General features: G+C 45.8%; 17 protein-coding genes and 1 pseudogene. 10 read left to right on the top strand and 8 right to left on the bottom strand.

Going from position 1 to position 23,060, the window contains the following annotated elements; genetic code table 11:
- Positions 1–19: 19 nt before the first annotated feature.
- From AACQ93_RS06415 to AACQ93_RS06400, 4 genes are all read left to right on the top strand, one after another.
- Positions 20–2,812, top strand: coding sequence for a hypothetical protein (locus AACQ93_RS06415; protein ID WP_064602992.1), 2,793 nt, complete (start codon positions 20–22; stop codon positions 2,810–2,812).
- 303 nt (positions 2,813–3,115) lie between these two features.
- Complete coding sequence (locus tag AACQ93_RS06410) at positions 3,116–4,729, top strand: methyl-accepting chemotaxis protein (RefSeq protein ID WP_064602990.1); 1,614 nt, start codon at positions 3,116–3,118, stop codon at positions 4,727–4,729.
- Positions 4,730–4,818: 89 nt separating this feature from the next.
- Positions 4,819–6,219 carry an asparagine--tRNA ligase gene (asnS, locus tag AACQ93_RS06405; RefSeq protein ID WP_007462225.1) on the top strand — a complete coding sequence of 467 codons (1,401 nt, stop codon included), beginning with the start codon at positions 4,819–4,821 and terminating at the stop codon, positions 6,217–6,219.
- A 370-nt stretch (positions 6,220–6,589) separates the two neighbouring features.
- Positions 6,590–7,168 carry a hypothetical protein gene (locus AACQ93_RS06400; protein WP_064602988.1) on the top strand — a complete coding sequence of 193 codons (579 nt, stop codon included), beginning with the start codon at positions 6,590–6,592 and terminating at the stop codon, positions 7,166–7,168.
- Here AACQ93_RS06400 and AACQ93_RS06395 read toward each other — a convergent pair.
- Positions 7,148–7,300, bottom strand: a pseudogene (locus AACQ93_RS06395) (hypothetical protein); the annotation flags it as partial. The gene AACQ93_RS06400 and the pseudogene AACQ93_RS06395 sit on opposite strands and share 21 nt — an antisense overlap.
- Positions 7,301–7,396: 96 nt before the next feature.
- Here AACQ93_RS06395 and AACQ93_RS06390 point away from each other — a divergent pair.
- From AACQ93_RS06390 to AACQ93_RS06380, 3 genes are all read left to right on the top strand, one after another.
- On the top strand, positions 7,397–7,615 hold the full coding sequence (locus AACQ93_RS06390; RefSeq protein WP_064602986.1) for a VF530 family protein: 219 nt from the start codon (positions 7,397–7,399) through the stop codon (positions 7,613–7,615).
- A gap of 535 nt (positions 7,616–8,150) precedes the next feature.
- Positions 8,151–8,447, top strand: a complete 297-nt coding sequence (locus AACQ93_RS06385) for a lipoprotein (RefSeq protein WP_064602984.1) — start codon at positions 8,151–8,153, stop codon at positions 8,445–8,447.
- A gap of 273 nt (positions 8,448–8,720) precedes the next feature.
- Positions 8,721–11,138: a TonB-dependent receptor gene (locus AACQ93_RS06380; protein WP_064602983.1), complete on the top strand. Its 2,418-nt coding sequence runs from the start codon at positions 8,721–8,723 to the stop codon at positions 11,136–11,138.
- Between the two features lie 132 nt (positions 11,139–11,270).
- Here AACQ93_RS06380 and AACQ93_RS06375 read toward each other — a convergent pair whose 3' ends face one another.
- The gene (locus AACQ93_RS06375; protein ID WP_198160095.1) at positions 11,271–12,335 is read right to left on the bottom strand and encodes a hypothetical protein; all 1,065 of its coding nucleotides are present in this window, start codon (positions 12,333–12,335) and stop codon (positions 11,271–11,273) included.
- A gap of 680 nt (positions 12,336–13,015) precedes the next feature.
- Here AACQ93_RS06375 and AACQ93_RS06370 point away from each other — a divergent pair.
- Positions 13,016–13,750: a hypothetical protein gene (locus AACQ93_RS06370; RefSeq protein WP_064602979.1), complete on the top strand. Its 735-nt coding sequence runs from the start codon at positions 13,016–13,018 to the stop codon at positions 13,748–13,750.
- A 119-nt stretch (positions 13,751–13,869) separates the two neighbouring features.
- On the opposite strand, the gene AACQ93_RS06365 is transcribed toward AACQ93_RS06370, so the two are convergent.
- A complete protein-coding gene (locus AACQ93_RS06365) occupies positions 13,870–15,225 on the bottom strand; it encodes an MFS transporter (protein ID WP_064602977.1) in 1,356 nt (451 codons plus the stop codon).
- 547 nt (positions 15,226–15,772) lie between these two features.
- On the opposite strand from AACQ93_RS06365, the gene AACQ93_RS06360 reads away from it, so the two are divergent.
- The gene (locus tag AACQ93_RS06360) at positions 15,773–16,963 is read left to right on the top strand and encodes an amino acid aminotransferase (RefSeq protein WP_064602975.1); all 1,191 of its coding nucleotides are present in this window, start codon (positions 15,773–15,775) and stop codon (positions 16,961–16,963) included.
- Positions 16,964–17,176: 213 nt separating this feature from the next.
- On the opposite strand, the gene AACQ93_RS06355 is transcribed toward AACQ93_RS06360, so the two are convergent.
- The gene (locus AACQ93_RS06355; RefSeq protein WP_036798425.1) at positions 17,177–17,482 is read right to left on the bottom strand and encodes a hypothetical protein; all 306 of its coding nucleotides are present in this window, start codon (positions 17,480–17,482) and stop codon (positions 17,177–17,179) included.
- Positions 17,483–17,831: 349 nt separating this feature from the next.
- A complete protein-coding gene (locus AACQ93_RS06350) occupies positions 17,832–18,242 on the bottom strand; it encodes a hypothetical protein (RefSeq protein WP_064602973.1) in 411 nt (136 codons plus the stop codon).
- 529 nt (positions 18,243–18,771) lie between these two features.
- Between AACQ93_RS06350 and AACQ93_RS06345 the strand changes: the two genes are divergently transcribed.
- Positions 18,772–19,359, top strand: a complete 588-nt coding sequence (locus AACQ93_RS06345; protein ID WP_232323290.1) for a DUF2982 domain-containing protein — start codon at positions 18,772–18,774, stop codon at positions 19,357–19,359.
- Between the two features lie 40 nt (positions 19,360–19,399).
- On the opposite strand, the gene AACQ93_RS06340 is transcribed toward AACQ93_RS06345, so the two are convergent.
- The 3 genes from AACQ93_RS06340 to uhpA are packed head-to-tail and all read right to left on the bottom strand — an operon-like array spanning position 19,400 to position 22,893.
- A complete protein-coding gene (locus tag AACQ93_RS06340; RefSeq protein WP_064602969.1) occupies positions 19,400–20,743 on the bottom strand; it encodes an MFS transporter in 1,344 nt (447 codons plus the stop codon).
- A gap of 30 nt (positions 20,744–20,773) precedes the next feature.
- Positions 20,774–22,285 (bottom strand): signal transduction histidine-protein kinase/phosphatase UhpB, encoded by a 1,512-nt coding sequence (gene uhpB / locus AACQ93_RS06335; RefSeq protein ID WP_064602967.1) that lies wholly within the window; start codon positions 22,283–22,285, stop codon positions 20,774–20,776.
- A complete protein-coding gene (gene uhpA, locus AACQ93_RS06330) occupies positions 22,285–22,893 on the bottom strand; it encodes a transcriptional regulator UhpA (RefSeq protein ID WP_064602963.1) in 609 nt (202 codons plus the stop codon). Before uhpA ends, uhpB begins: the two co-directional genes overlap by 1 nt.
- Positions 22,894–23,060: the final 167 nt, after the last annotated feature.

Genomic DNA, 23,060 nt, shown 5'->3' with positions numbered 1-23,060 from the left:
AATGATTGGGATCTAGGTTATGCGCGCTTATATAGGATGTTGCCTGATATTAATCAGTAGTTTACTTATAACTGCATGTGGTGGTGGCGGTAACGACGCCCCTCCAACCCCTCAAGGTGAAGCCGCTCCGGTCGAGAGTGAATTTCGAATCACAGTTGATACGCCGGAAGCCCTTCTTACTGCTCAACAAACTAGTTCCGGTATTATCAACAAAGCTTTCGCTCTAGCTCAGGCCAATCTAACAGAAGATAACTTTGCTGCTGTGTGGTTGGACGGTAAAGGGAAAATCCTGGAGCAAATCAATATCACCAGTTGGGAAAGTCAGGGGGATGGCACTTATATCCTGAAAGCCCAAACCAACATCAGGCTAAATGCAGTTCTTCTAATTGATCTCTTTGATACACCTGAATTCACAATCGGCGAATCACTGCCGACGGATGTTTATATCACACCGTTGGCTGATGAAAGGTTAACCGTTACACTCAAATCTACTCTTGCCTATTACGCCCTGACTCAACGTGTACAGCTTGATGAGAGCTGGGGAGTCTTTGATGAAGCAGTCAGAGAAGCGTCCCGAAGCAAAATTCTATTTGCGCTGGAAGACATCAACAGCATTGCTGATGATTTTGAAGCGACTCTCATTCCCAAACTAGGGCTTGTAAATGTGCGTCTGAGTGATTTGATGTCACTGTCGATTGTTCAGAGCATGACGAAAGGACGGATGGAACGTTTCGTTACAGAGCAAACAGCAGCCCGAGCTGACATTTCAGCCATCCTCAATAGTGGTTACTGGCGCCTTGGTTCCGCTGCCGACAATAATGGCAGTAGCATCATGGCTGACAAAATGGAATATGACGGTCAGGAAACCCAGAAAACCGAATACCGATGGAATAAAAACGGTGATGAAGATATCTCTTTAACCGAGTTCTTCACTTACCTGAGTGGCACAACCGCTTTCGGGACTGATGATGTGAAGCATCAGGTACTGACCAACAATGGCTGGGTCGGCCTGTTTGATTATCTTAAAGTCGAACTGGCGACCAATGAGACCATGGTTCTTACCGATGCGGCTCTTAATGCTGACGACAAAATGGGGATCACCCTGGAAGCCAGTTTCTACCCGTTAGCAAACAAACGCATGCACGACTTTTTATCCGGCAAAAATGATCATTTCTTAACGCGCTATATCAAATCTGATGAAATCTTTCAGGATGGTGCATTCGGCTTCTATTTTACCTGGCGACCAGAAAGTGAAACTTACCTGTTGTGTGATAACCGCAACGGTAGTACCGCCTGTCAGGTATCACCGGTCAATTTACCGGGTACCAGCTACGCAAGCCTCGAAGATGTGCTGACAGCAACGGATTCGGTAGCCCTGACGGTACAGGACGTCAACGGCTTCAAAATTGCCGATAACGTCATTGTTGAAATGATTAGTGACAACCTGTTCACTCTTCGCTATTGGGTGAATATCGCCGCTAACAACTGGTCAGTGCTAGAAGTCAGTTCCTGGGCTCCGGCTCAGTTTGCCGGTAAGTCTATGTTCCGGTTTGACGTTCCGGATGTGATTAAACAGCTGGCCGTTAATTATGATTTCGAACATAACAACCTGTTCCTTGTTGAAGACCGTGGTTTCATCAACATCGGCGAAACTCTGCTGGATAATAAAGAGTTCCACTATTCAGGTTTCGATAACAACGCCAAAAACCAAATTTTTGCTGTCGCCAGCAGAGATAACCTGCCTCCGTTCGGCGTTTGTAGTTTCGGCAACACTGAGCAGGCAAATGAAAGCTTATTCCTGAACGCTGTAACCGAATGTGGTGGTGATGAGCGATTTACTAATCAATCTGTTAATGCACTTACCGACCAGCATCTGGTACAGATATCAGAAGACGGGGAAATCTCGGCGATGATTCTGCGCAGCAACAACAGCTGGGAGCAATACAGAAACGGCCGCGCTGTTAACGGAAGTCGAAGCTGGACACTGACCAAAGAGGGGTACCTCAAACTCATCCCGGATACATCTAAACCGAATGATTTTGATTATTGGGCACTGACAAATATTGACTACAGCCGCAACATTCTTGCGGTTAAAGCCTACTCTTCCCGGGAAGAAAACAGTAATACCTCCGGCGATCTGATCTTCACCATTCTTACCAAAGAATATGCCCCGGATCAGCTGACAGCCTGTGAGGCTCTCGATTCAGGATGGGAGCAGACAACAACAACCCCGGTTACAAAACGCACGCTGGCAGAATACGAACAACAGGCGGCTGCATGTAAAGTCGTTTGGGAGCAACGAGTACCTCGCTTCACAGAAACCATGCTGATTGGCCAGAGCGGCGAGCTAAGCGATGACAAAGCCCTTCGCTTCTTCGGTGACAGCTCCCGATTCCTGAAACTGAGCGATAACTTCTCCGGCGAATTCTTCCTCGGTAAATACGTCGACTCAGACGGCTGCGGATTTAACTTCGACATTCTCTGGAAATTAGAAGAAGACGGTACTCTGTACTACGAAGCCGCTGACGGTTCTATGAATGAACGAATCACTGTGACAGACACTGACGGCTTGGGTTTTGCCATCAAAGCATTCAATCACCAGACCCGCTGGACAACAGATGAAACCTTACAATTTACCGGTGATGAAGGGGAAATCTGGAGTGACATCGTGACATTGATTGATGCCACAGCAGTGCCTGATGTTGTACCGATTGAAGCCCCGGATGGCCAGGAACAGCCCACTACGCCACCAGCAGGCACAATTCTTAATGACGGTCAGGCATGTGCGTTTCAGAACCAATCCGGCAGTTAACTTCTGAAAAAGGGCTGAACCCCAACAGCCTTTATTAACCAATTGATAACTTATAACAAAAGCCCGCATGTCGGGCTTTTGTCTTTCCAGACCAGAAAATCCGGCACTTTCGACAATCTGACAGCTTTGTGATCAAGCCAGCAAGTTTAAGCTCAGAACAACCACATCAACACTACTTTTTAACAATTACCGACATTACAATATTAGTAATTAATAAAATAACGATTGCGACAAAGCCCAGACAATGACGCTGGACTTTAGTCGTCGCCAACAAGTCAAGCCCTACACAAGAGATCACGGAAGATGCGTCTGACTATCGCTCATAAGCTCCTCTTCACCTTATTTACGGTATTCACCGTCGTACTTATCGCTTCACTGAGCTTCGAATCCCGACAGCAAAAACAACTGCTTGAATCAGTGATTAGCGAGCAGACACTCGATAAAGCAGGAAACTACTTTGACAGCCTGAACATGATGATGCTGACAGGCACCATGTCTCAGCGGGAAACCCTGCGGGAAAAAGTTCTCTCTCATAACGGCATAGAAAGTGTCCGTGTTATCCGTAGCCCGGCTATAACCAACATTTTCGGCCCGGGGCTTGATAATCAGGCTGCTATTGATGAATTTGACCGCCGCGCCCTTGAAGGCGAACAAATTTCAGAAACCATACATAACGGAAATACCCTGCTTGTCGCCCTGCCGATGAAAGCCAGTAAAGACTATCGCGGTACTAACTGCCTGCAATGCCACATAGTACCGGAAGGTGAAGTATTGGGTGTCGTCAGAATGGAATACAACCTCATCCCGATCTACCAGCGCATTCATGAACAGCTGCTCGCAGCCGGCGGTATTATGTCTGCCATTGCGGCTACCGGTTTTCTGTTTGCCCTATTCATGATCCGCCGGATTATCGTCCGTCCGCTGCGCCGGGTGTCGAACTACATGAAGCGCACCAGCATCAACAAGGATCTGAGCGGACGCCTCAATGAAAACCGTACCGATGAGATCGGTGAACTGTGCCAGAGTTATGATCAGTTGCTGGATAATTTCTCCTTGAGCTTAGAGCAGGTCCAGCAAACGTCTGAATCTCTCACCAGCCAGGCCAACAAGCTGATAAAAGTTTCGGCGGATACGTCTAATGCAGCAGACAGCCAGAAAAGTGAGACCTCGGAAATGCTGGTTTCAATTGACGACATGCAACACCACCAACATGAAGTCGAGCATCGCACAACCGAATCTTCCACACTCAGCAGTAAGGCTGCACAGTCAGCCATGCTCGGAACTAAACTGGCTGATGACGCAGGTAATGACATCAAACATCTCGTCAGTGACATTGAAAATGTAAAAGTACAAATCGACAGCCTTAACGAACAAAGCCAGCAAGTCGCCAGCATTCTCGATGTCATCCGTTCCATTGCCGAGCAAACCAACCTGCTGGCACTCAATGCCGCGATTGAGGCTGCCCGAGCCGGAGAACAAGGCCGAGGCTTTGCGGTCGTTGCTGACGAGGTCAGAAACTTAGCAACACGAACTCATCAGGCTACCGGTGATATCCAGTCAATTATCGAAGCACTGCATAATGACTGTGAAGCATCCGCCCACGCGGTAGAAACAACCTGCGAAACGGCTTACAGCAAAATGGCTACTATTGAACAGCTTTCTCAGGCATTAGCAGAAATCGGTTCAGAAATTCAGGTAGTTAATACTCATGCTACCGATATCCAGCAACAAACCAGTAATCAGGCAAATATGGCCGACTCTATTCGGTCAAAAGTCGAAATCATTACCAGTCATGCCGACGATACTTCCACCCATGCGCTACAATCTCGTGAGATTAGTGTAAATCTTGAGCAGTTAGTGGAGCAATTAGAGCGATTACTTCATCAATTTACCCTTTCAGGCAATAACAACACTTGATGCTTGACGTAAGACAGGTAATATTGCTGTTTTGGACTGTATCTTAAAGCACAGATCTATAAAGTGCCTTAACGGAGAATGATTTAAACATGACTTACGCGCCTGTAACAGACGTATTGAGCGGTAAGCTTGCAGTAGACACTGAAGTCACTGTACGCGGTTGGGTCCGTTCACGTCGCGATTCCAAAGCTGGAATCTCTTTCCTTGCCATTTATGACGGCTCTTGTTTCGACCCGATTCAGGCCGTGGTCCCTAATGAGTTAAATAATTACCAGGAAGAAGTTCTTAAGCTGACAACTGGTTGCTCTGTTGAGGTCACCGGTAAAATCGTTGAATCACCAGCAAAAGGCCAGGATTTCGAACTGGCAGCAACTGACGTTAAAGTTGTTGGTTGGGTTGAAGATGCTGAAACATACCCAATGGCAAAAACCCGTCACTCTATCGAGTACCTTCGTGAAGTTGCTCACCTGCGTCCTCGCACCAACGTAATCGGTGCGGTAGCACGTGTACGTAACTGCCTTTCTCAGGCAATCCACCGCTTCTACCACGAGCAGGGTTACTTCTGGGTATCAGCTCCGCTGATCACAGCTTCTGACTGTGAAGGTGCCGGTGAGATGTTCCGTGTATCTACTCTGGATATGGTGAACACTCCAATGACTGACGCTGGTGAAGTTGATTTCGATAAAGACTTCTTCGGTAAAGAGACCTTCCTGACAGTATCTGGTCAGCTGAACGCTGAAGCTTACGCTTGTGCCCTAAGCAAAGTGTACACATTCGGTCCTACTTTCCGTGCAGAAAACTCAAACACCAGCCGCCACCTGGCGGAATTCTGGATGGTTGAACCAGAAGTTGCATTTGCTGAACTGGATGACGTAGCTAAGCTGGCTGAAGACATGCTGAAGTATGTATTCAAAGCAGTTCTTGAAGAGCGCCGCGATGACCTTGAGTTCTTCGCTCAGCGTATCAACAAAGATGCGATCACTCGTCTGGAGCAGTTTGTTTCTTCTGACTTTGCACAGGTTGACTACACTGACGCAATCCAGATCCTGAAAGATTCTGGCCGTGACTTCGAATTCCCTGTTGAGTGGGGTATCGATATGTCTTCTGAGCATGAGCGTTACCTTGCTGAAGAACACTTTAAAGCTCCGGTAGTTGTTAAGAACTACCCGAAAGACATCAAAGCGTTCTACATGCGCATGAACGAAGACGGCAAGACAGTGGCGGCAATGGACGTACTGGCACCTGGCATCGGTGAAATCATCGGTGGTTCTCAGCGTGAAGAGCGTCTGGAACTACTGGACAAGCGCATGGTAGAGATGGGCATCGATCCTGAACACATGAGCTGGTACCGCGACCTGCGCCGCTACGGCACAGTTCCACACTCTGGCTTCGGTCTGGGCTTCGAACGTCTGGTAACTTACGTAACAGGTATGGCAAACATCCGTGATGTGATTCCATTCCCACGTGCACCACGTTCTGCTAACTTCTAAGACAGAAGTCAGCCAGATAAAAGGCAACCTATTTCGATAAGCTTATTTCGATAAACGGTATCCTTTCTCACAGGACGAGCCTTGCGCTCGTCCTGTTTGTTATCAGCCTTGCTCAAAACCAAGTGTTTCATAATCCGGTTTGGCTCTTTCCTACATCCCCTATTATTTGGGCTTATCACACGAAGCAAGGAGACGGCAAAGAACCACTCACGCAGTCCCTTCCCATACCTGACTAACCGATATACCAGCAAGTTAGGTGAAATATAGGACGGGAAGACTCTCGTAAATAGACTTGGTTGCAGGGTTAGAATAAGCTTATGCCTATCCGCTTATTTCGGTAAGCAGTAACGCTAAACCATATGAGTCTATTATGATCAGAGAAACTACCCTCGCGCCAGCAAGCCTATGGGCCAAACCCTTCGTTTCAGAAGTCGCTGAAATTATCAACCTGCTAAAAGAGTATGATTATGATTCAGCAACCCTCGCCCGTTTAACTGGCCTACAAGAGAAAAAACTCTCTGATTGGATGTCACGCTATAAGCGTGAACCTGAGAATATTTCTGATATTCCCTACCCTTGCTGGTGTTTTCTCGCAGCCCTCGCTGGCCGCCCGAACATTCAAAATAATGGTCAGCCTATTGATGTCGATGCCAGGAAAGTAATGCGCGCATTCAAGCCAACAGCATTTAAAAATAAAAGTGTTTTTGAAATGCCTAGCGAAAAAGAATTTAAGCGTATTATTGGCGACAACACCTTTACCGGCATAACGATCGAAAGTCTTTGTGACACCTTTCAGTGGAAACCAACTCAACTCTCTGAAAGCCTAGAAAAAGGAACGCTTCCTTTCTTAAATTGGTGTCTTATCCTCATGCTTTGCGGTTTCAACATCCAAAAAATGCTGTTGAGTCAGCATGAAGGAGAGATCACTCTAACAGAACAAGCCAGCTAGCTTATAGCAAGGCGGACTAGTCCGCCTATAACAAAGGCTACCCTTGGTTAGCCTTTGTTTGTCACGCAGGATCTGATCTTTACACTCACGGTAATGCTTGTTGTCCGGCTTTCTGATGAATGCGCTGAGTTCTGCGTTATTCTAACAGCGATAATTGCAAACGATGATTTAATCGCACTATTCAAGCTGGTATAGTGCCCCCCCAGATAGCACAAAAAAGCAGGCTACATGAACCATCAACCCAACAATCCACTTCACGGCATTACCCTGCAAAGGTTACTTGAAGAGCTCGTCGACCACTATGGCTGGGAAGAGCTTGGACGCATCGTCAATGTCCGCTGCTTCAACAACGAGCCAAGTATCAAATCTAGCCTGAAGTTCCTGCGACGTACTGAATGGGCAAGAAAAGAAGTTGAACAACTCTATCTCGATACCTTCTTTATTTAACGCCACAATGCGGTAAACACCCTACAGGCTGTTAACCGCATTAATAGCTTTGAGTAGCGGCGAGTGGCGGCCTTTCGCCACTAGTACTTTCCCAATACCAGATAACAAAGACGGTCTGGCCGCTACTGTACAGATTTGCATTGAAGCCCCAGCAAACTCTTTGTATTACTCGTCCGCAATAACCATGCAAGGCAGACCAAACAAAAGCAAACTGGAACTCGATGTCATCTTTCAGCACATAATTATGCTCCTAACACTTCAATAAAATCTTCCGCAACTGATCAGATGAAATTGAAATAATTGAACCGGCAAGCGAAGAAAAAACAACGGTTCAAACAATCTCCTCCTAACCTGAATCTAAAATTAGCGCTAAAGAAGTTAAGATAACCGATTTCAACGAAAGTGTGAGCTGTACCGTTTAACGACTAATTGGTCCTGATTATTGCTTATTTGAGTATTAAGTTAGCTCTGTCACTGGTCGCTTTTTCTAATAGATTGATTTAAATGAATTTATATACCCTGAGAGCATTTCATTATGAAAAAGCTGATAAGCCTTCTTTTCTTTACCGTCCTGTTAAGCGGCTGTAGCGGTGCAGACATTACTTCACACCTTCGGGAGCCGGGTACGAACACAAATATGATGACACGCTGCACCCAGTTTGAATCGGTTACTGACGGCAATATGAACAACAACCTTGAAGATTTTGACGGTTGGAAAATGATTTATGTTTCCGAATACACCACATCAAACAAAATGAACACATCTATGATTATGTGCTTTGAAAAAGAAAAGCCTGCAATGCCACCTCACATGAACAGTGTCTACCGATAAAGTTTTATCTCAATAGGCGAAAATGTAAATACCCGCACAAAGCCGTCGCAATCGACGGCTTTTCTATGCATTTCTAGCCATTTAGGCTCAAGCACCATCAAGCCGCCTACCTCGCATAAACGATTGTCTAACGCCATCAAACAACCATTAATTAAGAGATTACAACCAGACCTCTGAAAGTAAATATTGTAAATTCAGTTTAATTATTCACAGAAATGATAATTATTAGCAATCGCATCATATTGCTCTTAGATGTGGATAACAGAAAAAATCATGAAGAATTACAAGCTTTCACTTATTGCAGTTGCCTGTGCATCTGCACTTACACCTTTACATTCATTTGCTGAGACCGACGGACACTTCAAAGCAAACAACGACGTAGATACGATCACAGTAGTAGGCACACAACATCAACTGGTATTAGATTCTGGCTTGGCCACCAAATCAGACATGTCCCTGATGCAAACACCCGCCCCTGTTGTTGTTGTCAGCTCAGAGCTAATTAAAGAACAGGGAGCCGACGATTTGCAGGATATCCTGCGCAACATCAGCGGTGTCACTCAAGCCGGTAATAACTATGGTATCGGCGACAACCTAGCCATCCGCGGATTGGGCGTTAATTACACTTATGACGGCATGTATGGCGGTGCTGGACTGGGTAACGTATTCAACCCTACCCGCTCCCTCACTAACGTCGAATCTGTTGAAGTCCTAAAAGGCCCGGCAACAGGCCTGTACGGTATGGGCAGCGCAGGCGGCATCATCAACCTGATTGAGAAAAAACCACAATTCGCTCCGAGCCACTCTGTTGATGTTGAAATAGGCCAATGGAACACCCGCTCAATAGCAATAGATACTACCGCTGGCCTGACCGACGACCTTGCCTATCGATTGGTGGCAAAAACTGCCCGCAGCGACGGCTATCGCAATGTTGGTCAGGACAGAGATGAAGTCTATGGCTCACTAAAATATCAGCTGACAGAAGATCAAGATGTTCTGCTCTCAGCAGCCTATATCAAAGATGCCATTAAAGTAGACTCAATCGGCGATCCGGTTCGTATCTACAATGCCGCTTCAGCCAACGGAAAACCTGCCGGTGAAGCAACTGTCGCTGATCTGATGCCGGGAACAGCAAACCTGACAGAGGCCCAGCGACAACAGTTGATGGACACCATGAGCAACAGCGATGGCCTGACACCGCACAACATAGGCAATGCCAGCCTAGTTTCACCGATGGCGAAAGCCAATGAAGGTGAAGAGTTAAGACTAAAACTTACTCACAATATCAATTTCACTGATGATCTATTCCTAAACCAACAAGTTCAGTACCGTGATTATGAGTCCGGTTTTGTCCGCCAGACCGGTGCTTACAACTATGTTTACTACAAACAAAACAAGGCACCACGAGCTCCACTAGTTGAAAATGACGTTCTCTACCCATTTGCGGCCCGACGTCAGGAATACCGGAAAGTCGCAGCACATGAACAATCATGGCAGTACTTCGCCGATCTGCATTATCACTTTGACTTAGGTAGCATTAGTAACGAATTGCTGCTAAACGCCAACTTTGAAGACCGCAACGTTCGCCTGAAGCAATCATCCATCTATGACGCCGATAAAGTCATCAAAGACAAAGCTTCCGGGAAGGTGACCTACCAGGGCAGCCTGCCCTATATTTATGACATCAATAACCCTAACTGGGGCTCTGGCAACTTTGAAAACTACGATCCTCTGATTACTTCAAACTATGAAAAAGGGGTCCAGGCATGGGGCGTGGGCGTTCAGCATGTCGGGTATCTGGGTTACGGCTTTACCTCCCGCGTTGGTGTAGCCTTTAACGAAGTTTCCCAAACTTACCAGCATTTCGGCGTTGACCCGCGCTACCGTAAGAGTGCTGCCGAACCGACACCAGAGGCTGACACTAAAGATAACGGTATCACCTATAACCTTGGCCTAAGCTATATGCCAATGGATGATCTGTCGTTCTTTATCAACTATGCCAAAGGCCGGACAGCTTACAGCGTCACAGGCTCAATTAAAGGCAATGAAGATGACAGGAAGGACTCTGAATCAATCAGCTATGATTTGGGCATGCGTGTTAAAAGCTTTGACGATCAGATGCTGACATCCCTGGTACTCTTCGATACACGAAGAACTAACCTGAGATACAACAATCCGGACTATGAAGATGGTGTGTCAGGGCCGGAAGTAGAAAAGTATTTCTACGACGGTGAAGAAAGAACTCAGGGTGTCGAGTTAGACATGAATGCCTTCATCGGCGATAAATGGAAAGTAAATCTGAACGCCCTGTATCAGGAAGCCAGAGACAGAAAAGATCCGAACAGCAAGAGCTATGATACCCGTCAGAAAGGAATTCCACGCGTTACAGCTGGTGCTTGGGTAACGTATGGTGCGGACTGGTTCCCACTGCAAAACCCACTGAATATCAGCCTTGGCGGTCAATATGTCGGCGAGCGAAGTGTTGCAGCCAAACCATTCGGTATTCCGGATGCTTATCTGCCGAGTTATACCGTCGTTGATACCGGCCTGAGCTATGGCCAGGATAACTGGCAGCTTCAGCTGAACATCAACAACCTGTTCAACGAAAGGTACTACAGCAAAGCAATGTACGCAGGCGGGATGCCAGGAGAAGAGCGTAACGCTACACTAAACTTCAACTACAAGCTATAACCACGCAGATAGCCGTAGGTAAAAACGAATCTGGCGGCAGTGCTAACGTGTCGCCAGATTTATTCTCAAGGCCTGATTAGAGCAGCTCTTCGGGAATACGCTCCCGCTTAAATGCCTCTACCAGGTATTCAACTAATTTGAAGTAAGCGCAAACCGACGCAGTTCGTCCTGCGACATTTCATGCATCTCATCAAAAGCAGCAACGTTTAACGTGAAAAAATAAAAATCACGCCCAGTTTTTTTACCAAGCATCTCTTCGAAATAATCTAACTGGCTTCGGTGCGCAATATCATCCCTGGAGAGTTGGTCCCCAGTTTTACCCTTGGAACAACACCACGAATGGACACCAAGAACCCCGCCCTCTTCGACTAACCTTTTATTTCCTGAAACAAACAGGTCAACACCACCAGAATGCGCGAATCCATCATGGGGGATTTTCGTATTAAGTCCCGAATTTCTTAGTAAACGGCCGGTATGAACATTAATATCATCGTTCAGCGAACCATTTACTTTCTGAATCACAACAGTTTTAACATCAGGATTATTCTTGATTAGATCAGAAAACTGAAAATATGTTCTGGTACCTAACAGCCCGGTAAGAACTGCTTCATGGTGATCATTAATGACTAAACGACTTGTTCCAGCAGTGATCAGTGTGTCATTGATACTCATGCTGAATTTAACCTGATGCCCATCCTTATCAACAAGGTCTCCTGAAACAACTGTATTATCAGCCTGCTCACTCATTTTCAGATTAGCTGATTCATACTTTACTACCGAGCGGTCAAAGGAGGTTCTGGTAATATGGCTTAAATCGAAGTTGCCCTCATGAACAATGACATGATTTCCAAAATCACTGCCATCAAAGTCGAATGAGATAAGTGCAACACCTTTTTCGTACTTCGCAATGATGTAGTCAGGCACAAGCTTTACCGTTGAAAGAGCATATCTGCTACCTGAATAATCAAGCCATAACTCTTGATTTTTATTTTTAAATTCAGACAGATAATGTATAACGTTTTTTGCTGCCAAATAAGAACCTTCAGCAGCCTGAGCCTGAGCCTGAGCCTGAGCCTGAGCCTGAGCCTGAGCCTGAGCCTGAGCCTGAGCCTGAGCCTGAGCCTGAGCAAATGTTGGAGAACTCGTTAACATGAGTACCAACAAACAACATACAGCTATGACCGCCTTCATTTCCACCTCAAAAATCGGTATTTGACAGCCATCAGTATACCTTAGAGATATAATTATGAGACAAATGACATTAAAAAAGCTGGCAAGCACTCAGAAAATATAAATATCCAACAAACTTAACAATCTCTATTGAACACTCTTGGTATGTATATAAGAATACATTTATATAACTCATCGACACAATGATATTGATAGAAATGGAATTAACTGAAATTATACAAGCTAATTGGTTACCTTTTCCATTAGGGGTAATAATCATTATTGTTCTGTATAAGTACTATATTACAAAAATCCACAACTTACTTTATTTATCTCTTGTATTAATAGCCCTTCTTATATTTACCTTTGATATATCAGCAGGGAAATGTATTTTTTGCCTTCATTGGCTTCTTCTATAGCGTAATAAATAAAGTCTGGCCATTTGTATTTTAAATAAGTGTAGACACAATTCGCTTTACACTTGTTGTTTACCATTACACCAGCTATAAACAATTCATCAATAAGAAACATACAAACCAAGGCAAGTATAACTCAGCGACATCACTTTCATGTTTTAATAACATATTCAACGATACATTCCATGACAATGTATTTTTTAACGTACTTATTTCTGTGCATTAAGTCCCATTTTAAATTCCATTTCATATTAATCTTTATTTGAGTCAAATCACTTCAAAGGAATAATTATGAATATTATCAAACAAGCAATGGAAAATTTCTCTCTATCCGAACAAGATGCAGTTCATTTAGCTCAAAATCATTCCAAAATTTTAGCAAATGCAGTAAAGTCCCCTGCGCTTACTAGCGTTAGTTTGAATTTCATTGATAATCCCGTCATACCAAGTAACTGGAGTAATATTTTATCAGGGCCACTAAAGCCGAGTGAGGCGTTAAAAAATAAAGTACAACTATATTTCAGCCGTATGTGTTTCATTGTAAACACACCAGAATTCATAAAGTTATTTAATGAAAACTTACATTTACTACGTCCTGCTCAAAACAATCCATCAAATTTCAATGAATTCAAGGACTATCTCAGTCAAAAACTAAACCAGGACTATGATGCGGTGGTCAACATTTCCACATTTAGAAATGTAATAGGAGCAAATGCATATGGTTTAAGGCATAACGGCCTCAATATTTATCTTGACGAAGATCAAGTCTTAAGTGGAACTTCGTATAATAATCAAGGATTACTATTGCATGAGTTAATGCATACTGCCGGATATGAGCATATTGGTAACAATGATGGTTTTAATGATGTTCCTGAGTACGTTCAATTATTGCTGATGCCTGGTGCTTTAAATCGGAAAAAATTCCCAACTTTAACTGACCTTATAAAGCTAATGTCTAGAATGCAAACCTTAGTTCCTAATTCAGGTGATAATAAAGATATTATTTCTCATTACTTTGATTCGTAATATCTCTGTTTAATTAAGGATTAGATTTTCATCTGATTTACGAAATAAAATTAAGCCGCCCTACTTCGTAGGGCGGAATCGTATTGAGTGGCTCTTAGTGAGATGAACTTATTTAAGCGTTAAACAGTTGCTGGTTTTGCTGCACTCTGTGTGTCGTCCTGTTCAACTTTATTTGGTTCATCTTCATCACGTACAGTGCAAACCATCATACCGGCAAAAATCATAGAAACACCGCCCAGTACGATTGCCATCATAGTATTCCCTTCAAATGCCCAACGGGTGAAGAAACCAAGAATGCCAGCAGCCAGGATCTGAGGCAGTACGATGAAGAAGTTAAATACACCCATGTAGAAACCCATTTTCTTTACAGGCAGAGCCCCGGCCAGAATGGCGTAAGGCATACACAGGATACTCGCCCACGCAAGGCCAATGCCGACCATATTCAGCATTAGCATTGCCGGGTTATCGATAAGGGCAATCGAAGCAAGGCTAGCACCACCTATAACCAAGCTCAGACTATGCACAAATTTACGGCTGGTGCGCTGTGCCAACCATGGAAGCGCAAATGCAGCCAAGGCCGAAATACCGTTATACGCGGCAAAGCATAAGCCAACCCAATCGGCACCTTCGTTATAAAGTGCAGAGCTGGTATCTGATGTACCAAAGATGTAAGTGGTTACTGCTGATGTGGTGTAAATCCACATTGCGAAAAGAGCAAACCACGAGAAGAACTGGACTACAGCCAGCTGTACCATGGTTTTTGGCATCGCTTTAATGTCAGTGAAGATTTCACGTAAATCAGCTTTTTGTTCTTCCGGCTTAAATTGTTCGTTATGAAATTTAGCCAACTCTTGTGGGCTGTATTCTTTGGTGCGTAGCACTGTCCACACAATAGAACCGATAAATACGATAGCACCACAGATGAACGAAATTTTCACAGATGGTGGAACTTCACCGGCAGGCGCGGTATTCGCTACTTCAAACACGTTGCTTAGCAGGTAAGGCATGGCAGAAGCAACAACAGAGCCAACACCGATGAAAAATGTCTGAACAGCAAAACCTTGTGTACGCTGCTCGGAAGGCAGGTTATCTGCAACCAAGGCACGGAAAGGTTCCATTGAGATGTTAATCGAGGCATCAAGGATCCACAGCATCCCTGCAGCCACCCAAAGATATGGGGAGAACGGCATGATGATTAATGCCAGGGATGATGCAATGGCACCGAATAAGAAGTAAGGACGACGACGACCCAGAACAGTCCAGGTACGGTCACTGAAGTAGCCGATAATTGGCTGTACCAATAAACCGGTAAGCGGCGCAGCGATCCATAAGATAGGGATTTGATCGATACTTGCACCGAGTGTTTCAAAAATCCGACTCACATTAGCATTCTGCAGGCCGAAACCAAACTGAATACCCATAAAGCCGAAGCTCATATTCCATATTTGCCAAAACGTCAGACGTGGCTTTTCCATTGAGAATTCCCCGATAATCACCACGACAGCTGTTATTTTTATTCTGCCGCAGCCAGTTTCCAACCTTGGTCAAATATGATGGATAGAGAAATAATTATGATTTGGCATGTTTAACGCATGGAGACCGCTAAAGCAGGATTTTTATGTCCTTAAGGGTCAAAAACAGACCGTTTTCATCATATTTGACCAAATTCCTTCGGGTTGTAATCCTATGTGAAGGCTACCCCTACCATCCGTGATCAGTTTCACATCAATTAATTGATAAGCCAATAAATCTAGTAAATTTACCTCTTTACCTGAAATTCAAACAAAATCAAAGCCTAAAAGCTGGTTATATCGCCTAGATGAGTAACTTTTTGTCGTAAGTTTCTTGCAGAATAATGCTATTGTTTATAGGCAGATATGCCGGAGGTTACGCAAAAGCTATAACTATGAGCCACTCTGCAAAAATAATTAATGAAATTGTTGCAATATGTTGTCAATGTTTGCTGACAAGAGGTATAAATAGAGGTATGACCGTTTGTATTTAACTGCATGGATGACCACAATGTTTGAAAAAATTACCGCCGCACCTGCCGACCCCATTCTTGGCCTGACTGAAGAGTTCAAAAAAGATACCCGCGCTGAAAAAATCAACCTTGGTGTTGGTATCTATAAAGACGAGTCTGGCAATACTCCTGTTCTGGCAACGGTAAAGAAAGCAGAAGCAATCCTGCTGGAAAAAGAAACCACCAAATCTTACCTGGCGATCCCTGGTACGCCAGAGTATGGTCTGGCAGTTCAGCGCCTGCTGTTCGGTACTGATTCTTCAATTATTTCAGACAAGCGCGCTCAAACTGCACAGGCTCCGGGTGGTACAGGTGCCCTACGTCTGGCTGCGGAATTCATTAAGCGCCAGCTAGGTGATGTAAAGGTATGGCTGAGCAATCCGACCTGGGCTAACCACAAGGGTGTTTTCTCTGCTGCCGGTTTGGAAATTGCCGAGTACACCTACTATGATGCAGAAACCAAAGACATGGATTTCGATGCTGCAATGGCTGATCTGGCAAATGCTGCACCTGGCGATGTTGTTCTGCTGCACGGCTGCTGTCACAACCCTACCGGTATCGACCCAGATGCAGCACAGTGGCAAAAACTGGCAGAGCTTTGTGTTGAAAAACAGCTGCTGCCAATGTTTGACTTTGCTTACCAGGGTTTTGCAAACGGTGTTGAAGAAGACGCTCAGGGCCTGCGTATTTTTGCCGCTAAATGTGAAGAGCTGCTGATTGCAAGCTCGTTCTCAAAGAACTTTGGCCTGTATAACGAGCGTGTCGGTGCCTTTACTCTGGTTGCCAAAGATGCAGAGCAATCAACAACAGCATTCAGCCAGGTGAAATCCATTGCCCGCGTTATTTACTCAAATCCACCTGCACACGGTGCAGCAGTGGTTACTGAAATCCTGAACGACGACGCACTACGTACTGAATGGGAGCAGGAGCTGGCAGAGATGCGCGACCGTATCCAGGAAATGCGTGTTCTGTTCGTTCAAACCCTGAAAGAGCAAGGTGTTGAGGCAGACTTCAGCTTCATTGAACGTCAGAACGGTATGTTCTCTTTCTCTGGCCTGAACAAAGATCAGGTTAACCGCCTGAAAGAAGAATTCGGTATCTACATCGTAGGTTCTGGCCGTATCAGTGTTGCCGGTATGACAAAATCTAACATGCTGCCACTGTGTAAAGGTATCGCTGCGGTACTTTAAACTATCACTTTCCGTTTAAAGTAAGCAGAACAAAGGGCGCATAATGCGCCCTTTTTAATTCTTCTCCTACAGTCAGAACAAACACGTACTAACATCGCTTATTGATTCTGTCTGCTGGAAGACTATTTATCTCCGCCGTTCGGTTTATCCCTGACTCCATTGAATTTATCTTTATCAGATGCTTTTTCACGCTCACGGCTTTTCCTTACTTCCTCAGCCAGATTTATCGAGGGGTAAGACGTTACAAAAAAGCTCCCTCTCATATTGATCTTCTAACCTTTCCCGCCAGGACTTGTCAGAGATCGGTACCAGATAAAACATCTCTCTGGAGGTATCAGTTACAAATGCCATACCATGTTGCATCAACTCATAATGGATATCGTGGACAAAACCCAGCGTAAAGCTCTGTCTGCCTGTCAGCTGATTAATGTCTTCCCGGGTCAGGCAAACTCCTCGTTCTTCATCAGCGAAGCGATGTCGAAGCCAGTCTGCAAATTCCCTAGCACTTATCATCGTCATACCTACTGCCTCCGAGCTCGGGTCCCATGAGAAATTTTAGTGTCATAGCTAAGTTATAGCAGAGACCCGAAATAACGACAGTTGTCAGCAAAATGAAAGGGAGTCTAAACAATCAGACAAATTAGCCAATCCATCTCGTATTTAATACTTAATTAACGAAGAATTGTCGAAGCTGTTAGGCAAAGTGAACAAGCAGAGATTTTGAGTATCAAAAATGATAACGAGGATGAATTCGAAGATTCAGTAAGAATAACGAAGGGGCGGTAAAAGATAGCCAGAGGCTGAGAAGCCGGTAAAAAAAGGGAAGGGACACCCGTTCCTGTTGCCACAGGAACGGGCTCGGCAGTCATTAAAGTGCTTTGTAAAGAACTTTGTTACCTGCCAATTGGATGCGCTCAACCAGACCTTCTTCAGTCAGTTTTTTCAGCGCACCAGTTGCCCAAGAAGCTGCTTTTGACTCTTCCTGGCCAGCCTGAAGACCGATACCCTTAGGGTTGATGCCTTCAGCATTCTTAACCACGATATCAAGCACTGCCTGCTGTTTTGGAGTCAGAGACACTTGAGCCGCAACAGGTGCTGCCGCTTCAACTGGCTTTTTCTCTTCAACAGGTTTTGCCGCTGGAGCAGCTTTTACTGTTTCTGCAGTTGGTGCTTTTTTCACAGCATCTTTTTTAGCTGCTGCCGGTTTTGCTACCGCTACAGTTGCTTTGAAACGCTTTTGTAGCTTTAGCTGAACTTTACGTTTGTGAGAGATTCTCATTAAATTTCCTACTCCGTTGCACTACTTTCAGTCACCACCATATACCGCTCAAGAAATAACTCGAACAGGTATGTCCAGCGGGAAAAAGTAAGCGCGTGTTATACCAAGGATGTTAGAGAAATGCCAGCAAACGGTCATTTAACCCGCAACAAAACATGATTTTACTCAAAAACAGGTGGCAAGGTCTCATTTTTGACAAAAAGTAAAGACCCAAATTTATGTTTAATTACCCCTCATCATCAACAATCCAAAGGCAAACTGCATCAATCACAACGAAAATTGGCGACTTCAACCAAATCAGGCAACATGATGCGCATAAGTATTCATAGCAACATCACGCTTTCATCCATATTTTCTTCTTTGGCCCAATTATCTTTCCCGTCAAAAGATCCAATAGTGGCTCTTAACTATCATCAACCATAATAGAACTATGATAGAGAGCAAAAGCGACCATTTGAAAACCCTGTATATCAAGCCCCCGAATCCAAGATCCGGAACATGGCAGCTTGTGTTCTGCGCAATCGTACTTATGGTACTTTGCGCGGCGGTTTACTTTTATCCGGCAGCTAATGCAGCCGCTATCGCCATTATCTTTATCATGGCGCTGGCGATGTTGATTATCGCCTATAAGCAAAGCAGGGAGCCTTCACTGTCCTTTACTCTGACTTTCATGCATATCCAGTTTCACAGCCCTTATGGCGGCTGGCTAGCGCGCTGGAAAAACATTGCCGAAATTGGCCCGGCCACTATTTGTTACCAAGGCTGGTGCGAGCCGGTTCCCTGGGTTGGCGTTCGTCTCAAAAACTATGATGAGTTCCTGGAATCAATATGCCCTCGTACTGCCAGCAAAATCCTGCTGGAGCAGCGGATACTGCTGATACTTGCCTACAAACGCAGTGACGACCCGCCCCATGAAATTGAAGATATGCTGTTTGATGACACTCACTATGTCACCGGCAACGGTAAAATACTTAAGGGCCTACAGGCAATGCTGGCAAATAGAATGCGATACAACCGAGAATTACTCGGCTACGATTTTTTTATCTCGGAGGATTTGCTCGACCGCCCGACCGACGATTTTGTCGGCCTGGCAAGGCGTTACTTAGCTGCTTCATAAATCAAAAGCAGAGTGATGACAAGCCAGCTTAACAAGCCTTTCAGCGGCTCGGAGATACAACCGTCACACCTTCATCGATAGACTGCGCCTTAAGGAACGGCAGCAGCAAAAGACCGACAACCGCCGCGGCAGATGAAATAACGGTAAAGAAGCCCGCCCAGTGGTAATGCTCCATAATCACAGCTAACGGATAGCCAGCCAATGCTGCCCCCATATAGGCAAACAAGCCGACAAACCCGGTAGCCGCTCCGGCAGAATCTTTATGGGAGCATTCTGCCGCGGCCATTCCTATCAGCATCTGCGGACCAAAAACAAAGAAACCAATGGCAAAAAAGCAGCCAGCCTGCAGCACAAACCCAGTCATCGGCATTAGCCAGAGTGCCGCAACAGACAAGAAAATTCCGATTGAGAAAATCAAATTCATCGGGCCCCGGTTACCGCCGAACAATTTATCCGAGCCCCATCCCGCGACAAGCGATCCGATAAAACCACCGACTTCAAACAACGACAAGGCCGTATTGGCAGTAATAAGTCCGTAACCGTGCTGCTCAGTCAGGTACAAATTCCCCCAGTCATTAATCGCGGTTCGAACGATGTAAACCAGCACATAACTGAAAGCCAACAGCCAGATATACTTATTGCTCAGAACATATTTTCTCAGGATTTCACCATGGCTGAGACCCTGACCTTCCTGCTCCTGTGCTAGTTCAAGCTGATCATTACGCCAGCGACCGACAGTAGGGAGGCCTAGAGTGATCGGCTTGTCACGCAAACGCCAGCAAAGCACCAATCCCACCAGCACAGCGATAATGCCTGGTATAATGAAGCCATATCGCCAGCTGAAATGCAGGGTCAGATAACCGGCCAGTAAAGGGATCAACGCACCACCAACATTATGGGCAGTATTCCACAGCGACCACCACAGTCCACGCTCTGAACGCGAGTACCAGGTTGTCATCAGTTTCGAACAAGGCGGCCAGCCCCAGCCCTGGAACCAGGCATTGAGCACCCACAGGCCGCTTAGCACCAACAATGAGCTAGAGAAGCCAAACAGGATATTAACGATGCCGGTAGCAATCAGGCCGAGCCCCATGAAATACCGCGGATTAGAGCGGTCAGAAATAATCCCCGATAGGAACTTGGAACAACCGTAGGTAATGTAGAACAGGGTGCCCATCATCCCAATATCAGCTTTATCCAGCCCCAGATCAGCCAGCATGGCCGGCATGGCATAGTTGAAGTTTTTACGGGTCAGGTAGAAAACAGCATAGCCGAGATACATGGTCAGCATGATGTGAAACCGCCAGTAGCGGTAAAGCTGGTTGACCTGTTGCGGGTCGGTGACCGTCGCTGCCGGTTGCGGAGATTTAAACTCACCAAACATCAATCAATACTCTTCTTCGTCTTGAACCCGTTACAGTGCAGGCAGGATAACCCTGAGCACAGTGCCCTGATCTTCGCCTTCGGTACGGCTGCTCAGCAGGAAAGTTCCGCCCAGAGCCTGTACACGCTCCCGCATCCCTCGCAGGCCGAAACCCTGCAATGTCTGCTCCTGTTTAAAACCGACGCCGTTATCGCTAATCACCAGCTCAACATCATCCCGGATACAGAAACAAATACTCACTTCAGAAGCCGAGGCATACTTCACCACATTATTCAGCGCCTCCTGACAAATACGGTACAAGGTGACACTCATGGCATCACTCAGCTCTGTCACCTGCAACTCGTCCTGCTGCCAGTCAATACGAGTCACAATGCCCTGACTTTCACATTCCATTTCACGAACAAGCTGATGCACCGCCTCTTCCAAACCGAGATCATCAAGAGTTTTCGGTCTCAGTCTCGTCAGCAGTCCTTTGGTCGTGTCGTAAATATTCAGCGACAAAGATTCAATCATCGAAGCGCAATTCTGCCCCATCGGCGTATTTTCAACCCGCTGGATAATAGTTGCCTGGGTACGAATCGCGGTAATGTTCTGACCTATCTCGTCATGGAGTTCACGTGCCACTTCTCGGCGAACTGATTCTTCCGCCTTAACCAACTGACGAGAAAGATTGTGGTTACGTGCCAGCTCCTGACGCAGCTTATCGTTAAGTTCTCGCTGACGTTGGATGCCCATTCCCAGCAGAATACCTGTTAGGCTCTGAGCTGAAAGTGAAAGCAGTAAATCAGTAATTTCCAGGTTACTGCTGCCGGTTCGGGCTGCAATCAGTGCCACACTATTGAGCAAGGTGCCAAGCAAAGCGCCCTGCCAGCCGTAGCGAAATGCCAAAAGAATAATCGGAATAGCTAAACAGAAAGGGGCAAATCGACGCATCTCATCCGGCAGTCCCAACTGAATGGCAATACTGATAATAAACAGAGCCGCATAGAGGACGACATGACGGCTTCTCAGCTCCACCGGACGTGAAACCAGATTTACCGTCAACGGAATCCATGCCTTCTGGAACAGGTAACTCCAAATCAGATAACAACTCGGAACCAGCATCAGACCGCCGGTAATACTGACCAGCAGTACCATCATGCCATGACCACTGAGCAAACCGACCACCAGCATGTTTATCAGCGCCGTGGCTCCTATCACTGTTGCCATCACGCACAACTTGCGCCACTGGGAACCGAAATAAAGATCATGAGCCAGCCACAAAACAGGCAAGCTCAACAAACTAGCCGCCATCACTGAAACCCACTGCGGCTGATCAAGCAGCACTGCCAGCGATATCATCAACCACCATTCGGCACCATAAACCGCAGGCCAGTATGCTTTGGGGGAGTGAAGGGTTACGCCCAGACGCATCGCAAACGGGAAAAAGAGCACAGCAAGTTCGGGATCCAGCGTAAAGTACGAGGCAATGATCCACAAACAAAACCAGCAGCAGGAAAGCAGCAACCAACTACACAGCGAAGTCAGGACGTAATTGCGCATCAGAGCGTCTCAGAGGCAAAGCATTTGGCAAGTTCAACATTATTCTTTACACCGAGCTTATCCATGGCATTGGCACGATGAACATGCACGGTTTTCGGACTAAGGCCCAGCTCAGCCGCAACACTTTTAACATCCATACCCGATGCCAGCATTTCTCCGATTTGACGCTCGCGTTTGGTCAGTTGAGTTAATACCTTGGTACTGCGATCCGGTGATGCCAGCTTCAGCGCAATATCCGGGGTCAGATAACATCCTCCGGTAGCGGCAGTACGTACAGCGGCTACCAGTTCATCGGGGCTGCAACGCTTGCTCAGATAACCGCGGGCTCCAGCTTCCAACGCCTTCTCGACAATTGCAACCGAGTCATGAACACTAAGCATGATGCAGGCAATGCCGTCCGGCAAATCTTCCAGCAAAGACAAACCACTTTCATCCGGCATCGAAATATCAAGGATACAAACATTGGCTTGGCTGCCAGGCATCCCCTTTCGCGCTTCTTGTGCTGAACCGAATTCGCCGACAACCTCGATATCTTCTTCGAGGGATAACAGTTGGGCGAAGCCCGAACGAACAATGATGTGATCATCAACCAATACGACTTTGATCATCTTAAAATACCCAGCCAGAGCCAAAAGAAAGATAAACTACATTCATATTTCCGGTCAGGCAAGCGCGAAAAATAAATTACTCATATTCACTTTTCTGCATTTTTCCTACATCAGGGAATAAGTTCATCGTGTGGTAGATTCAGAGCAAAAAGTACTCTCTGCAACAG

This window comes from Photobacterium sp. J15, assembly GCF_963870815.1.
Classification (GTDB): Bacteria; Pseudomonadota; Gammaproteobacteria; order Enterobacterales; family Vibrionaceae; genus Photobacterium; species Photobacterium marinum.
The sequence above is the reverse complement of the archived record's forward strand: the minus strand, read 5'-3'. Positions and strand labels throughout refer to the sequence as shown.

Bases quoted from the DNA above. Each gene is read 5' to 3' on its own strand.
- AACQ93_RS06415 (WP_064602992.1), top strand. From the start codon at position 20: ATGCGCGCTTATATAGGATGTTGCCTGATATTAATCAGTAGTTTACTT.
- AACQ93_RS06410 (WP_064602990.1), top strand. From the start codon at position 3,116: ATGCGTCTGACTATCGCTCATAAGCTCCTCTTCACCTTATTTACGGTA.
- asnS (WP_007462225.1), top strand. From the start codon at position 4,819: ATGACTTACGCGCCTGTAACAGACGTATTGAGCGGTAAGCTTGCAGTA.
- AACQ93_RS06400 (WP_064602988.1), top strand. From the start codon at position 6,590: ATGATCAGAGAAACTACCCTCGCGCCAGCAAGCCTATGGGCCAAACCC.
- AACQ93_RS06390 (WP_064602986.1), top strand. From the start codon at position 7,397: ATGAACCATCAACCCAACAATCCACTTCACGGCATTACCCTGCAAAGG.
- AACQ93_RS06385 (WP_064602984.1), top strand. From the start codon at position 8,151: ATGAAAAAGCTGATAAGCCTTCTTTTCTTTACCGTCCTGTTAAGCGGC.
- AACQ93_RS06380 (WP_064602983.1), top strand. From the start codon at position 8,721: ATGAAGAATTACAAGCTTTCACTTATTGCAGTTGCCTGTGCATCTGCA.
- AACQ93_RS06370 (WP_064602979.1), top strand. From the start codon at position 13,016: ATGAATATTATCAAACAAGCAATGGAAAATTTCTCTCTATCCGAACAA.
- AACQ93_RS06365 (WP_064602977.1), bottom strand. From the start codon at position 15,225: ATGGAAAAGCCACGTCTGACGTTTTGGCAAATATGGAATATGAGCTTC.
- AACQ93_RS06360 (WP_064602975.1), top strand. From the start codon at position 15,773: ATGTTTGAAAAAATTACCGCCGCACCTGCCGACCCCATTCTTGGCCTG.
- AACQ93_RS06355 (WP_036798425.1), bottom strand. From the start codon at position 17,482: ATGACGATGATAAGTGCTAGGGAATTTGCAGACTGGCTTCGACATCGC.
- AACQ93_RS06350 (WP_064602973.1), bottom strand. From the start codon at position 18,242: ATGAGAATCTCTCACAAACGTAAAGTTCAGCTAAAGCTACAAAAGCGT.
- AACQ93_RS06345 (WP_232323290.1), top strand. From the start codon at position 18,772: ATGGTACTTTGCGCGGCGGTTTACTTTTATCCGGCAGCTAATGCAGCC.
- AACQ93_RS06340 (WP_064602969.1), bottom strand. From the start codon at position 20,743: ATGTTTGGTGAGTTTAAATCTCCGCAACCGGCAGCGACGGTCACCGAC.
- uhpB (WP_064602967.1), bottom strand. From the start codon at position 22,285: ATGCGCAATTACGTCCTGACTTCGCTGTGTAGTTGGTTGCTGCTTTCC.
- uhpA (WP_064602963.1), bottom strand. From the start codon at position 22,893: ATGATCAAAGTCGTATTGGTTGATGATCACATCATTGTTCGTTCGGGC.